At 72.4% G+C, this 14,274-nt stretch carries 13 protein-coding genes; 4 read left to right on the forward strand and 9 right to left on the reverse strand.

Features of this window, described 5'->3' with window-relative positions; translation table 11 throughout:
- Window positions 1-3: 3 nt before the first annotated feature.
- Window positions 4-618 (reverse strand): TetR/AcrR family transcriptional regulator, encoded by a 615-nt coding sequence (locus ABD784_RS07885; protein ID WP_344882509.1) that lies wholly within the window; start codon window positions 616-618, stop codon window positions 4-6.
- A gap of 176 nt (window positions 619-794) precedes the next feature.
- Between ABD784_RS07885 and ABD784_RS07890 the strand changes: the two genes are divergently transcribed.
- Both ABD784_RS07890 and ABD784_RS07895 read left to right on the forward strand, forming a co-directional pair.
- Window positions 795-2,063, forward strand: coding sequence for an MFS transporter (locus tag ABD784_RS07890; RefSeq protein ID WP_344882511.1), 1,269 nt, complete (start codon window positions 795-797; stop codon window positions 2,061-2,063).
- Window positions 2,064-2,315: 252 nt separating this feature from the next.
- Window positions 2,316-4,025 (forward strand): amidohydrolase, encoded by a 1,710-nt coding sequence (locus tag ABD784_RS07895; RefSeq protein WP_344882513.1) that lies wholly within the window; start codon window positions 2,316-2,318, stop codon window positions 4,023-4,025.
- Between the two features lie 192 nt (window positions 4,026-4,217).
- Here ABD784_RS07895 and ABD784_RS07900 read toward each other — a convergent pair whose 3' ends face one another.
- The 3 genes from ABD784_RS07900 to ABD784_RS07910 are packed head-to-tail and all read right to left on the reverse strand — an operon-like array spanning window position 4,218 to window position 8,531.
- Window positions 4,218-5,996 carry an amidase gene (locus ABD784_RS07900; RefSeq protein ID WP_344882515.1) on the reverse strand — a complete coding sequence of 593 codons (1,779 nt, stop codon included), beginning with the start codon at window positions 5,994-5,996 and terminating at the stop codon, window positions 4,218-4,220.
- 25 nt (window positions 5,997-6,021) lie between these two features.
- Window positions 6,022-7,056, reverse strand: coding sequence for an agmatine deiminase family protein (locus ABD784_RS07905; RefSeq protein WP_344882518.1), 1,035 nt, complete (start codon window positions 7,054-7,056; stop codon window positions 6,022-6,024).
- Window positions 7,053-8,531, reverse strand: a complete 1,479-nt coding sequence (locus tag ABD784_RS07910) for a purine-cytosine permease family protein (RefSeq protein ID WP_344882521.1) — start codon at window positions 8,529-8,531, stop codon at window positions 7,053-7,055. Before ABD784_RS07910 ends, ABD784_RS07905 begins: the two co-directional genes overlap by 4 nt.
- 77 nt (window positions 8,532-8,608) lie before the next feature.
- On the opposite strand from ABD784_RS07910, the gene ABD784_RS07915 reads away from it, so the two are divergent.
- Entirely contained in the window at window positions 8,609-9,241 is a 633-nt protein-coding gene (locus ABD784_RS07915; protein ID WP_344882524.1) for a TetR/AcrR family transcriptional regulator, read from the forward strand.
- A gap of 116 nt (window positions 9,242-9,357) precedes the next feature.
- Window positions 9,358-10,152, forward strand: a complete 795-nt coding sequence (locus ABD784_RS07920; protein ID WP_344882527.1) for a carbon-nitrogen hydrolase family protein — start codon at window positions 9,358-9,360, stop codon at window positions 10,150-10,152.
- Between the two features lie 170 nt (window positions 10,153-10,322).
- Here the strand turns inward: ABD784_RS07920 and ABD784_RS07925 are convergent, their stop codons facing one another.
- The 5 genes from ABD784_RS07925 to ABD784_RS07945 form a co-directional block, all read right to left on the reverse strand.
- A complete protein-coding gene (locus ABD784_RS07925) occupies window positions 10,323-10,847 on the reverse strand; it encodes a flavin reductase family protein (RefSeq protein ID WP_344882530.1) in 525 nt (174 codons plus the stop codon).
- A 3-nt stretch (window positions 10,848-10,850) separates the two neighbouring features.
- On the reverse strand, window positions 10,851-11,204 hold the full coding sequence (locus tag ABD784_RS07930; RefSeq protein ID WP_344882533.1) for a cupin domain-containing protein: 354 nt from the start codon (window positions 11,202-11,204) through the stop codon (window positions 10,851-10,853).
- Window positions 11,205-11,206: 2 nt separating this feature from the next.
- Window positions 11,207-12,682, reverse strand: a complete 1,476-nt coding sequence (locus ABD784_RS07935) for a 4-hydroxyphenylacetate 3-hydroxylase family protein (protein WP_344882536.1) — start codon at window positions 12,680-12,682, stop codon at window positions 11,207-11,209.
- 2 nt (window positions 12,683-12,684) lie between these two features.
- The gene (locus ABD784_RS07940) at window positions 12,685-13,359 is read right to left on the reverse strand and encodes a DUF2848 family protein (protein WP_344882539.1); all 675 of its coding nucleotides are present in this window, start codon (window positions 13,357-13,359) and stop codon (window positions 12,685-12,687) included.
- Between the two features lie 241 nt (window positions 13,360-13,600).
- Window positions 13,601-14,266, reverse strand: a complete 666-nt coding sequence (locus ABD784_RS07945) for a GntR family transcriptional regulator (protein WP_344882542.1) — start codon at window positions 14,264-14,266, stop codon at window positions 13,601-13,603.
- Window positions 14,267-14,274: the final 8 nt, after the last annotated feature.

Raw genomic sequence — 14,274 nt, forward strand, 5'->3', positions numbered from 1 at the left:
GGCTCAGACGCCGGTGCGGGCGAGGCGCCCGCGGAGTCCGTCCAGGACGAGGGCGAGCCCCAGTTCGAACGCCCGCTCGTTGCGAACCCGGCCCGGGGGCGCGGCGTCCAGGAGGCGTCCGAGCGTCTCCGTGGGACCGGTGGGCGCCCAGATCGCGTCCGGCGCGGCGTAGTCGAGACCCGATCCGAGGGCGAAGGCGTCGAGCAGCTGGACCAGCACGAGGACCTCCTCCTCGGGGAAGCCGGCGCGGACGAGGACCGTCGCCTTGCGGTCGTAGGAGCCGATGACGCCCTCGTCGCGCACCGTGCTGGTGGCGATGAGCGGGACGGCGTTCGGATGCCCCGTGTACATGCGGCGCTCCGCGCGCAGCATGGCCTCGATCTCCGCGTCCCACGGGGCGCCGTCGTCCAGCTCCTCCTGGTACTGCGTCCACAGCCGCCCGCGGACCAGCTCGATGATCCCGTCCAGGCCGTTCACGTGGTTGTAGAGCGAGGGCGGCTTCACGCCGAGTCGCCGGGCCACGGCGTTGAGGCCGAAGGGCTCGCCCGAGTCGATGAGCTCGATCGCGGCATCGGCGATCGTCTGCGGCGAGAGCCGCGGCCGCTCGGCCCTGGCCATGCACTCTCCTCGATGGTCCGTCGCAGGCCCTCCCTGCGCGCCTCCTAGACTACCGGCCGGACGGCCACGGACGGCCGGAGGCGGCCGCAGCGCGTCACGGCCAAAATGAACGCTTTCCATTTTTGGTGAGGTGCGTCATACTCGAATGAACTAACGGCATTAGTTACGGAGAAGCCATGACCACAGCATCCACCGACACGCGGCTGCCGCTGCGCTTCGGCACCACCTCGGCGACCTTCCTCATCGGCATCGCCGGCTACCTCGGCGTGAACCTCTCGCCGTACATGATCTCGGCCCTGCAGGAGGCCACCGGCCTGGCGTTCCTGTCCGCGGGCTGGGTCGTCACGGGCGTCCTGCTGGCGACGGCCTTCGTCGGCCTGGCCGTCGCTCCGCTGTGCGCCGGCCCCCGGCGCCGCGCCGTGGCGGTCAGCGGGCTGGCGGTCGGCCTCGTCGCCTTCGGGGCGGCCGCCGTCGTCCCGGTCGGGGCCGTCATCGTCGCGGGTCTCCTGCTCGGAGGCGCCGGGGTCGGCTGCGCCGTGGCCGCCTCCGGCGCGGCGTTCGCCGCGTTCCGCGATCCGGATCGAATCGCCGGGCTCAACGGGCTGGCGAACCGCGGCGTCATCACGATCGTGCTCGCGATCATCCCGGTCCTCGGCGTCGCGCCGATCAATGTCTTCGGCGCCCTCGCCCTCTTCTGCCTCATCGGGCTCGCGCTGGTGCCGAGGCTGCCCGATGCACCCGCTCCGGCGGTCTCGGCCGGCTCGGGCGTCGCCGAGGCCGTGCCCCTGCGCCGGCGCGGCCCCGCCACGGCCGCCGACCGCCGGCTCCTCGCCTCGGGCCTGCTGCTGCTCGTCGTCTTCACGCTCTGGGCCGTCAGCGAGGACTCGCTCTGGGCCATGGCCGGCGCCGTCGGCGAGATGCAGACCGGGCTCGGCCCGGCCGGGCTCGGCATCGCCCTGAGCGGCGCCACGGCCGGCGGCCTCCTCGGCTCGATCGCCCTGATGATCGTCGGCGACCGTCTGGGCCGCGCCGTGCCGCTGGCAGTGCTGCTCGTCGTCGGCGGCGCGCTGAAGGTCGCCACGGCCCTCGTCGCGACGCCGACCGCCTTCATCGTCGTCTTCATCGCCTGGAACACGGTCTACGCGCTGGCGTTCATGTACTTCGTCGCGGTCGCCGCCGCCCTGTCCTCCGACGGCCGCTGGTCGGGACCGCTGCTGGCGACCTACCTCGTCGGATCCGCGCTCACCCCGGTGATCGGCGCCTTCCTCCTCGAGCAGCTCGGCCCGCAGGGCTTCACGACCGTCCTCGGCCTGACCAGCCTCGTCCTGGCGGTGCCCACCGTCGCCGTGGCCCTGCGCTCGACCCGGGGCGATCGCCGCCGAGCCGATGAGGCCCCAGCCCCGGCCGTCGAACCGGAGCGGGTCCCCGCCAACCCGACCGCCTGAAGGGCCGGGCCTCCGGCCGCGGGCGGCCGCTTCACCCGCCGCGCGTTGCACGCGACGCCGTCGATCGATCAGCCCACCCGAGACCTCCCCACCTACTTCTCCCGACCGTCCCCTACCTGCACTCCCCACCTATCGCGCCCCACCTGTACCGCCCCACCCATGCCACCCCGTAGCCGCCGTGCCGAGCCGCCCGGCCGCAGGCGCTCCCGGCCCACGGGAGCCTCCCCGGGGGCACCCATCCGAAAGGAAACGATGGAACCGACCCTCTACCGCAACGCCAGGATCTTCACCGCCGAGCCCGGGTCCGACCGTCCCACCGCGGACGCCATGCTGGTCCAGGACGGCGTCCTCCTCGCCCTCGGCAGCGAGGCCGACGTCGCCGAGGCGGCCGGGCTCGCCGGCGCGGAGCAGCACAAGCTGGAGCAGCGCACACTGGAGCAGCGCACAGCGGAGCAGCGCACAGTGGGGCTGCGGACCGTGGACCTGGCCGGCCGCGTGGTCGTCCCCGGGTTCATCGACGCGCACACGCACGTGATGATGATGGGCGAGGCCCTGGGCAAGGTGGAGCTGACGTCCGCCAAGGACCTGGAGGAGATCCAGGAGCGGCTGACGGCGGCCCGCGCGGAGGATCCCGCGGCCGAACGCCTCCTCGGCCGCGGCTGGCTCTTCGACTCGGTCCCCGGCGGCGCTCCGACGGCCGCGATGCTGGACGCCGTCGTCCCCGACGTCCCCGTGTACCTGGACGCCAACGACCTGCACTCCTGCTGGGTCAACAGCGCCGCGCTCGCCGAACTCGGCATCACCGACGGGACGCCGGACCCGATCGGCGGCCGGATCGTCCGTGACGCGGACGGGCACGCCACCGGCCTGCTCCTGGAGACGGCCGCCACGCAGACCGTCTGGCCCCTGCTGGAGTCCCGCACCACCGACGAGGACCGCGACGCCGCACTCGAGCGGGCCTTCGAGGCCTACCTCGCCGCCGGGGTCACCGGCGCGGTGGACATGGCATTCGGCGAGGCCGACCTCGCCGCCGTCGAGCGCGCGATCGACCGGCACGGCGGCCGGCTCCCGATCCGGCTCGCCGCGCACTGGCTCATCGACAACCACGGCGACGCGGAGCGGAACAGCGCCCAGCTCCGGCGGGCCGCCGAGCTCGCCGGACGGGACTTCGGCGGCTCGTTCCGCGTGGTCGGGGTCAAGTTCATCTCCGACGGCGTCATCGACGCCTGCACCGCCGCGCTCGGCGCGCCCTACACGGACGGGTCCAACGCCGACCCGATCTGGCCGGCGGACGATCTGCGGCCAGCGGTGCTGGAGGCGGACCGGCTGGGGCTCCAGATCGCGATCCACGCCATCGGCGACGCGGCCAGCTCCAACGCCCTCGACGCGCTGGAGGCGGCCGCCGCCGGGAACCCCTCGTGGGGCCGCCGGCACCGGATCGAGCATCTGGAGTACGCCGCGGAGGGCACCGCGGAACGGCTCGCGGCGCTGGGGCTGACGGCCTCGATGCAGCCCGTCCACACCGATCCCGCCCTCCGGGCCAACTGGGACGCCATGCTCGGCGCCGACCGCGCCGCCCGTGGATTCGCCTGGCCGGAGTACGAGGCCGCCGGCGCGCTCCTGGCCTTCTCCACCGACGCACCCACGGCCCCGCACGAGGCGCTGGCGAACATGTACGTGGCCACCACGCGGCGGTCGGCGCTGGACCGGTCGCTGGCCGCGGTGGAGCCCCAGTTCGCCCTCTCCCTGGGCCGTGCCATCGGACACGCCACCCGCGACGCCGCCGCCTCCGTGGGCGACAGCGCGACCCGCGGCCGCCTCGCCCCCGGATACGCGGCCGACTTCGCCGTCCTCGCCGGCGACCCGTTCGCCGACGGTCCCGAGGCCCTGCTGGACACGGGCGTGGCCGCGACCTTCGTGGACGGCCGCGAGGTCCACACGGCGGAGCGCGCCGGGGTCTAGTTCGCCAGGAGACCTGGTCGGCGGGGCGGTCCGCTCGACACCGGAGACGAGAGGGGGAGGCCGCCAGCGCGAGCTGGCGGCCTCCCCTGATGTCGTCCCCGGCGGGCCCGGACCCAGCCCGGCCGGGACTCAATCAGTCAGACCGGGAGTCTGTGCGGCCCGGACCCAGCCCGGACCCAGCCCGGCCGGGACTCAGCCGAGTTCGGGCGTGCGCGGCGGGACGGTGCGCCGCTCCCCCGTCGCCTCGAAGGCCGCCGCCAGCGTCAGCAGCTCGTTGTCGTCGTAGGCGCGGCCCGCGAACGTCAGGCCGACCGGCATGCCGGTGTCGGCCATCGTCCCCATCGGCACGGTCACCGTGGGGACGCCCAGGTGCCGCGGGACCAGGTTGCCGTTCGCGACCCACACCCCGTTACGCCAGCCCGCGTCGGCGGATGCCGGGTTCACATCCATGTCCGCCGGCCCCACGTCAGCGACGGCCGGGAACACCACGGCATCCAGCCCGCGGGCGTCCATCCACTCCTCCAGGTCGCGGCGCCGGGTCTCCTCGAGGCCCCGCACCCCCGCCTCCAGCTCCGGGATCTCGGTCAGGTCCGCCACCGGGTGCTCGGCGGCGTGCCGCGGGTAGGCGGCGATGTCGTCGTCGAACCCGGTGTAGCGGTCCGGCAGGGCACCGGCGGGATGCGGGAAGATGCGCTCGCCGTCCACGTCCGCCAGGCGGTTCAGGGCCGGGTCGCCGTTGGCGCGCAGGAAGTCGTCCCACGCGAAGACGGACAGGTCGACGATCTCGCGCTGGAGGTACTCCGCGCTGACGAGTCCGCGCGTGGCGATGCTCGTCGCCCCGGGACGGTCGGCCTCGTAGTTCGTGACCGCCGGGAAGTCGACGACGACGACGGTCGCGCCCGCCGCCTCCAGGTCGGCACGTGCGGCCTCCCAGAGGTCGATCACGCTCTGCCGGGTCTCGATCGGCTGGCCGGTGGAGCCGCCGATGCCGCGCACCCCGTCGAGGCCGCGGAACAGCGGACCCGTCCCGGCGGCGTCGTCCTGGTTGATGTACATGGCGGGTACGCCGATGGTCCGGCCCTCCAGGGGCGAGGCCGCACGGGCGGGCGTGCCGCCGTCGTGCCCCTGGCCCGGTCCCGCCCCCGAGCCGGCGGCGAGGGCCGGGTAGGAGGCGGGCCGGACGGCGGAGGCGGCGGGGATCCGGACCCAGGGCTGGCACCGCCAGAAGTCGCCGCGCGTCTCGGCGTCGTCCGCGACGATCACGTCGAGGACCTCCAGCAGATCCGCCATGGTGCGGGTGTGCGGCACGACGACGTCCATGGTGGGCACCAGCGGCCAGTTCCCGCGCATCGAGATGACCCCGCGGGACGGGGTGTAGGCGCAGAGGGCGTTGTTGGACGCCGGCGCCCGGCCCGAGGACCACGTCTCCTCGCCGAGCCCGAACGCCGCGAAGCTCGCCGCCGTCGCCGTGCCGGACCCGTTGGAGGATCCGGAGCCGAACGCGGAGGTCAGCCAGTCGGCGCTGTAGGGGCTCTCGGCCCGGCCGTACACGCCGCGCTGCATGCCGCCATTGGCCATCGGCGGCATGTTGGTCAGCCCGAGGAGGACCGCCCCGCCGGCGCGCAGGCGCCCGATCGTGAAGGCGTCCCGCTGCGCGACGAGGTGCTCGAAGGCCGGGGAGCCCGAGGCGACGGTGAGGCCCCGGGCCATGTAGGAGTCCTTGGCGGTGTACGGGATGCCGTCCAGCGGTCCCAGCGTCTCGCCGCGGGCGCGGCGCGCGTCGGAGGCGGCCGCCTCCTCGAGCGCCCGGTCATTGCGGACGACGACGGCGTTCAGCCGGGGCCCGGCGGCGTCGTAGGCGTCGATGCGGGCCAGGTAGGCCTCGACCAGGCCGACGGACGTGACGGCGCCGGCCTCCAGATCGGCGCGCAGCCGGGCGATGGACGCCTCGACGACGGGATAGTGACTCATGGTTCTCCTCCTGCGGCGTCGCTGGTCAGGCGCCCACGCGCGGCTGCTGCTGGGTGATGCAGTGGATCGCTCCGCCGCGGTCGATGACGGGCCGGACGGGCACGGTGACGACGCGCCGGCCGGGGTAGGCGTCCGCCAGGATCTCGGCGGCCGCGGCGTCGGCGCGCTCGTCGTCGTACCCGCAGGCGATCACGCCGCCGTTGACCACCAGGTGGTTGACGTAGGACCAGTCCACGAAGCCGTCGTCGTCGCGCAGGGTCGCCGGCGCCGGGACGTCGACGATCTCGAACGGCCTCCCGGCGGCGTCCGTCTGCCCGGAGAGGAACTCGCGCAGCTGGCGCGAGACCTCGAAGTCGGGGTGCTCGGGGTTCGTCTGCTGGTGCAGCAGGATCCGGCCGGGCTGAGGCAGCGTGGCGATCATGTCCACGTGCCCGCGCGTCCCGAAGTCCTCGTAGTCGCGGGTCAGCCCGCGCGGGAACCAGATCGTGTTGCTGGTCCCGAGCGTGCGGGCCAGCTCGGCCTCGACCAGCTCGCGGGTCGCGTAGGGGTTGCGGCCCGCGTCCAACTGGACGGTCTCCGTGACGAGCACCGTGCCGGCGCCGTCGACGTGGATGGCCCCGCCCTCGTTGACCAGCAGCGATGGGATCCGCTCGGCGCCGGACGCCTCGGCGACGAAGGCGCCGATCCGCGCCGACTTGTCCCACTCGGCCCAGGCGGGGGCGCCCCAGCCGTTGAAGATCCAGTCGACGGCGCCGAGGACGCCCGGCCGCTCGTCGTCGACCACGAACGTCGGGCCGACGTCGCGCATCCAGAACTCGTCCAGCGGGGCCTCGAGCAGCTCGATCCCGCTGCCGAGGAGGTTCCGGGCCCGTGCCGTCTCGCACGGGTCGACCACCATGGTCACGGGCTCGAACTCCGCGACGGCGTGCGCGACGGCGGTCCAGGCGGCGTACGCCTCGTCGGCCGAGGCAGCGTCGTCGCCGAGCGTGACGCCCGGCCGGGGGAACGCCATCCAAGTGCGCTCGTGCTCGACGGTCTCTGCGGGCATGCGCCAGCTCATGCGGCGGTCTCCATTCGTTCTGGCCGCGGCGCGGTGGCGCCAGGGCGGCGTGCGGGGTCGTTGTAGGGGGCCGTGCAGCGCCACAGGATCGCGTAGACCAGGCCGCCGACCACGGGGGCCAGCAGCGCCGAGAGGTCCGCGCCGCCCAGGGCCGCGGCCACCGGTCCCACGAAGAGGGTCGAGTTCACGAAGAGCAGCGAGACGACGGCGCCGACCACCATCGCCACGACGCCCGGGGCGAAGTAGCCGTGGCGGTACCAGAACTCGCTGCCGGGCCGCTCGTCGTTGAGCGCGCGCCCGTCGTAGCGGTTGCGGCGCAGGACGATGTCCACGGCGTAGACGGCCACGAGGGGGCCGAGGATGCACACGCTCAGTTCGAGCGCCGCGTTCAGCGTGTCCAGGAAGCTCGGGGCCCCGAAGACCAGCCAGCCGCCGAGCACGGTCGCGACGGTGCCGGTGACCACCACCGTGGTGGCGCGCGAGAGCCGCAGGCCCAGTCCCTGGGCGTAGAGCCCCGTGGAGTACGCGACGAGGACGTTGTTGGTCACGGTCCCGAGGAAGACGACGAAGAGGAAGATCGGCGTGAACCAGGCCGGGACGATCTCGCCGATCGTCTGCTGCGGGTCCGTCATGTCGATCGCGGTGGCCGCCAGCACGCCCAGGCCGCCGATGAGGAGGGCCGGGATGAAGCCGCCCAGCGCGGTCCACCAGATGATGCCGCGCCGGGGCGTGCGCTCCGGGAGGTAGCGGGAGTAGTCGGCGCCGGTGCCCCAGGACAGCGGCCCGGAGGCCACGATCGCGTAGCCGAGGGCGATCATCGCCCAGCGCTCACCGGTGGGGAGCTCCGGGGCGGTGTAGCCGAAGTCCGCCGCGGTGAGGACGAAGTAGCCGAGGACCACGAAGGCGAGCGCCAGGGCGCCCGAGAAGTACGGGGAGAGCGCCATGATGGTCCCGTGCCCGTACACGCTGAAGACGAAGCTCAGGAACGCGACGACGAGCAGGACGATCCACTCCCCGGCCGTGCCGGGCTCGATCCCGAGGTGCGGCAGGAGCGCGAGGGCGGCGAAGGTGCCGACGGCGATGTTGATGATCTCGTAGAAGAGGCCGATCAGCACGCCGAGGGCGCCGCCGAAGATGCGGTTGCCCCGGATGCCGAACATGGCGCGCATGATCGTCACGCTCGGGGCGCCGGCGGACGGGCCGCTCACGGCGAGCCAGCCGACGACGGCCCACCAGAGGTTGCCCACCACGGTGACGGCGAGGGCCTCGACCACCGAGAGACCCAGGAGGACCAGGCCCCCGCCGATCACGAAGTACAGGTACAGGACGTTCGCGCTCATCCAGATCCAGAAGAGCGAGAACGACGAGCCGCCCCGCTCCTCGGGGGCGATGAAGTCGATGCCGTGGCGCTCGACATGGCCCGGCGCGTTGGCGTTCGCGGCGTCGGTCCGGGGCGGTGCTGCCTGCTCGGTCATGGGGTGTCCTCAGTCGTCGTCGACTTATTGATCGCTTGATCAACAACGTGTGTGACCTTAACTACACTGGAGGGACCATGTCAAGATCCTCACGCGCCACGTCCGTCCGCAAGTCCCCCGCCGAGCGCTCCGCCGAGATCGTCGACGCCGCCGTCGCGCTGGCCCGGCGGGAGGGCCTGTCGGCGGTCAAGCTCCGCTCGGTGGCCGCGGCCGCGGCCGTCGCCCCGGGCCTCGTCGCCCACTACGTCCCGAGCATGGACGCGCTGGTCGCGACCGCTTTCGAGCGCATCACGCGCGCGGAGCTGGAGGAGGTCCGGGAGATCGTCCTGGCCGCCTCGACGCCGGCCGGGAAGCTCGCCGAGCTCCTCGCCACCGTCTTCGACGACGAGCGCGAGGACGTCTCCCTGGTCTGGGTCGAGGCCTGGACCATGGGCCGCGGGAACGAGACCCTGGCCGCGAGCGTCCGCGACGTGATGGACGCCTGGCATGCCACGCTGAGCGACATCGTCGCCGCCGGCGCGGAGTCCGGCGACTTCCGGGTCACCGCGCCGAACGAGGCGGCCTGGCACCTGCTCGGCCTCATCGACGGCCTCAGTGCCCAGACGCTCGTGCACTGGCGTCCCGCCTCGCGTCCGGCCGTCCTCGGCGAACTCGTGGAGCGGGTCCTCGGCGCCCGGCCCGGCACCCTCGTCGCCCTCGCCGTCGAGTGAGGCCCAATCGGCTTCTCCGCCGCTCCCGGACTTGAATGCACGTTGTATACAGAATATCGAAGGCGGTGTAGATTCGGAGCCGAACCCGTCCGCCACGCACGCCCAGGAGCCGCGCCGTGAGAGTCGCCCTCGCCCAGATCCTCAGCTCATCCGACCCGTCCCGGAACCTCGACACCATCGAATCGCGCGCCCGGGAGGCGCGAGCGGCCGGCGCCGAGCTCGTCGTCTTCCCCGAGGCCTCGATGGCCGCATTCGGCAATGACCTGCACGCCCTCGCCGAGCCGATCGAGGGCCCCTGGGCCACTCGCGTCCGGCAGATCGCGGAGGAAGTCGGCATCGCCGTCGTCGCCGGGATGTTCACCCCGGGCGACGCGCAGCGGATCCGCAACACGCTCCTGGCAACTGGGCCGGGCGTGGAGGCCTCCTACGACAAGATCCACCTCTTCGACGCCTTCGGCTTCAAGGAGTCGGACACCGTCGCGCCCGGCGAGGCGCCCGTTGTCTTCGCCTTCCGCGGGCTCACGTTCGGATTGGCGACCTGTTACGACATCCGCTTCCCGGCCCTGTTCGCGGCGAATGCGCGCGCTGGCGCGCAGGTTCAGATCGTGTGCGCCTCCTGGGGCGACGGCCCCGGCAAGGCCCGCCAGTGGGACCTCCTGGCGACCGCGCGCGCCCTGGACAGCACCTCCTACGTCCTCGCCTGCGGGCAGGCGGACCCGGCGTCGCGCGGAATCGAGGTTCACGACGCGACGCCACTCGGCGTCGGCCGCTCCGTCGCCGTTGGCCCCAAGGGCGAGGTCCTGGATCGCCTCGACGGCGCCGAGGGGCTCCTGCTGGTGGATGTGGATCCAGCCGAGGTCGACGCCGCCCGCGCCACCATCCCCGTGCTGGCCAATGCCCGGCTGGACTGAACCGGGCCGACCTGGTCCGGAATGAACTGATCGGGACCCACCCGGACGAGGTCACGCCTCGTTTGCGCAGCCGCTGACGGGGCCCGGTCCCGCGAGCCGGACGCACGACGTCCCCCGCACCTCCAGGATGCGGGGGACGTCGTGCTGTCTAGAGGCTCGGCCAGCGCCTTTCAGAAGCTCCAGGGCATCGCGTCGTGATTGAAGTCCTGGAACGAGCCGAACTTGCCGGCGTTGAAGGCCAGACCGTCACCGGCACGATCGCGGCTGGCCGTAACCCGGCCGAAGAACACCTCGTGGTCGCCGATCGTGTACTGGTGGGCCACCTCGCACTCGAGCTGCGAGAGGGCGCACGCGACGACGGGCAGTCCCGCGGGCGTCGTGTCGAACTCCCCTGCGTCGAAACGGGCTCCGCCGCGCACGGCGAACTGCCGAGCGACGGCCTCCTGCTTGGCGCCGAGGATCGAGATGGCGAATCGGCCGCTGGCCGCCAGGGCCTCGCCGGTGCGCGTGCCGAAGTTCAGCGAGACCATCAGGATCGGCGGATCCAGGCTGATCGAGGTCAGCGAGTTGATGGTCATGCCGCACTGCTCCCCCTCGTAGTCGGTGGTCACCACCGCCACACCGGTGAGGAAGCGGCCCATGGCCTGGCGCATGGCCAAGCCGTCGGGCTGGACAAAGGTGGGAGCGAGGGCCATGGCTCAGTCCTCCCGGCGCTGGTAGCGGACCTCGAACATCTTGGCGCCGCCCTCGGAGACCCAGGGGCCGTGCTCCATGCCGGGCGGACGGGTGGCCCAGTCCCCGGCGCGGAAGGTCCGGCCGAGGCGCTGGTCCACGAAGGAGCCTTCGAAGATGAAGACCTCCTCCCAGAAGTCGTGCGTCAGGGCACCATTGGGGGACGTGTCCGTCCCCGGTTCGAACTTCAGGATGCGGGTGACGGTCCCGTGCTCTTCGTCGCGGGCCAGGATCGCCTCGGAAAGGCCGTCGATCGGCGGCTCGCACGGGGCGAACGGGACGGTATCGACGGGTGTGAACTCGAATTCGGGCTTGGGCATGGTCACTTCTCCTGTGCGTAGGCGGGGGTCCGGTCGTCCACGCCGTAGCCGGCGAGGAACTGGTCCAACTCGGCGACCTGCTGCTCGTAGCCGTAGTTGCGGTAGGTATAGGCGCCCTTCACCACGAACGGGGCGCCGGCGTAGAAGAGCTCGTACTGCTGGTGGCGACCGGCGAACTCGGAGCCGATGATGTCCCAGGCCAGGCGGAAAAGCTTGATCCGCTCCTCGCTGGGCACCCCGGGCGAGGCGACGTAACGCTCGACGTCAGCCGCCGTGGTCTCGCTGCGCATGTCGGCGATGCCGGACGGCATCTGCAGGACGCCGCCGCCGACCAGGTCGCGGAGGATCGCGATGACCCGCGGATAGGTCTCCGATTGCAGACCCATGACGCCGTAGAGGGCACGCTTGCCCGGCACCAGCATTCCGGCGGTGCTCGGCTCGGCCGTGTGCTGGGCCGCGATCAGGGCGGACTCAACGCTGGAGACCAGCGCAGCGAGCTCGCCGAGCTTCTCCTGCACGCCGGGGATGCGGTCCGTCCCGTTGACCTGGGTGACCTTGCGCGCCACCGCGGCGATGAACTGCAGCTTCACGGTGAGCCGGGTCTGGGCCTGCCAGTTGCCGAGGGCGTGGGCGCCGGTGGCGAAGAACTGCTGCCGCAGCTTGTCGATGTCCCGGTCGATGAACACGCGTTCCCATGGCACCAGCACGTCGTCGAAGACCACCAGGGCGTCGGGCTCGTCGTACCGGCTGGTCAGCGGGTAGTCGAAGTCGCTGGTGGCCTGCGTGGCGTACGGGCGGCGGCACATCAGCTTCAGGCCGGCGGTGTCGACTGGCAGGGCGAAGCTCACGGCGAAGTCGACGTCGTCCGGGCCGAGCGGCTTGATGCAGGTCACGAACACCTCGTCTGCGATCGCGGCACCCGTGGCGAGCATCTGCGAGCCGCGGACGATCAGGCCCTCCTCCGTCTCGCGGACGACGCCGACCTGCAGATAGTCGCCCTCCCAGCCGGACGCCGTCGTCGCGCGGGAGACCTGGGGCGGGATGATCGCGTAGGAGACGTAGAGGTCCTCGGCGAGGATCCGCTCGTAGTAACGGCGGATGTTGCCTGCGAAGTCGCGCTTCTCGTCGGCGAAGACGTCGGCGTGGGCGGCGAACGCCGCGAAGAAGGTGCCGACGTGGTCGGGACTGCGGCCCACCCAGCCGTGGGTGTGCTTCGCCCAGCGCTCCACGGCGGTGCGGCGCGCGGCGAGCTCCTCGGGCGTGCGCGGGATGCTGAACACGCGGTTGGCCGGACCGGCGATCTCCACGGCGTCGTACTGCATGCCATTCGCCGGATCGGCGGAGAGATCGTAGAGCTCGGCGATGGTCGCCGCGACACCGCGGAAGGCCGGATGGTCGGAGACGTCGACGGACTCGCCGTCGAGGAGAACGGTGCGTCCGTCCTTCAGGGAGTCGAGGTACTGCTGTCCGGTGCGCATGGTCAGTTCTCCTGATCGGTGGTGTAGGTGTGCTGGAGGACGGTGCCGTCCGGGAAGGCGAGTTCGAGGCGCCACTCGGCGCCGTAGACGAAGTCCCCGCCGATGACGGGGATGGTGCCGCCGAGGCAGACGAAGTCGCCCACCACGCCCGTGCGCTCCTGGAGGAGCCGGACGACGTCGGCCGGCCGGCGCAGCCCGTCGAGCGTCCCGTCCTGGTAGAGACGGCCGTCCACCCAGCTGCGCGCGCGGACGGCGTCCAGATCGAGGTCGGCGAGGGAGTCCACGGGGACCACGCTGGCTCCGACGGGCTTGGGACAGGCCTGCTTGGACTCGCCGATGTCCACGGCTTCCACCTCGCGGTCCGTGTGGTCGGAGGCGACGCCGATGTAGTAGCGGCCGCGGTGGCGGATGTAGAGGGGCTCGATCTCGCCGGAGGTGCGGCTCCCGGCGACGGGCAGTGCCACGGCCGTGGCGACGGAGTCGGCGTCGACGGGATAGAACATCGGGACGGCGGGCGGCGGTGCGATGCCGATCGCCGCGAGCTCGTCGATGTGGTGCTGCACAGCCTTGTCGTCGCGGCCGGTGTAGCCGGCGACGATGGCGGTGAAGCGGTCCAGGACGATCGTCTCGTCCGTGCCGTGGACCCGGAGCTCCAGGGTTCTGGTGGTGGTGTTCATGATTCTCCTGTGGAGGCTGAAAAAGGGTGTGCTGATCCGCCACCGGGGCCCAGAGGGCCGCGGCGTGCGGTGGAGGGTGGTGCGACGTCGGGAGTGCGGCGTTCGAGTTCGCCGCGGTCAGCGGGCGCTCGTTGGCGTGCGTGCCGGTCAGTGCGTGCCGGTCAGTGCGTGCCGGTCAGCGGGCGCGTGCCGATCCCCGCGCGGTCGGCCCAGCGCTGACGCGATACGTCCTGTGCGGCGCTCAGATGTCGAGAGCGTGCGAGGAGCGCTCGCGCAGCGCGGCCCGGGTCGAGTCCAGGTGGCGGGCGCTCGCGGCGACGGCCTCGTCCGGATCCCCGCTGTCGATCGCGTCGACCATCGCCCGGTGCTCGACCAGGACCTGCTCGATCCGATCGCGGCGCTCGAGGATGGCCTGGACGCCGAGCCGGGCCTGCTTGAACCGTTGGGAGTCGTAGACCCCCTCCAGCGTCGGGTTGCCGGCCGCGTGGACGATCGCCTTGTGGAAGCGGATGTCCGCCTCGATGAACGCGACCGGGTCGTCCAGCAGCATCGCCTGCTCGTCGACGATCGCGTCCAGCACCTCCCGCCGGAGGAGCCGCTGGGCGGTGACCTTGGAGACCGCCCAGGTTCCGATGACGCGCCTGACCTCGAGCATCTCGCGGATGTCGTGGGAGGTCAGCGACGGCACGTACGCCCCCTTGTGCGGCACCCGGCGCAGCAGCCCGACCGCCTCGAGGCGCAGGAGCGCCTCCCGGACCGGAGTCCTGGAGACGCCCGCGGACTCCGCGATGGCGTTCTCGCTCAGGAACGCCTCCTGGTCCCACGGCAGTGCGGCGATCTGCTCCCGCAACCAGAGATACGCGATCTCGGGTGCCGTCGGCGCGGTCTTGCGGGAGATGCCGTTCATCGGGCTGG

Origin of the sequence: Zhihengliuella alba (assembly GCF_039538765.1) — a bacterium.
Lineage (GTDB): Bacteria > Actinomycetota > Actinomycetes > Actinomycetales > Micrococcaceae > Zhihengliuella > Zhihengliuella alba.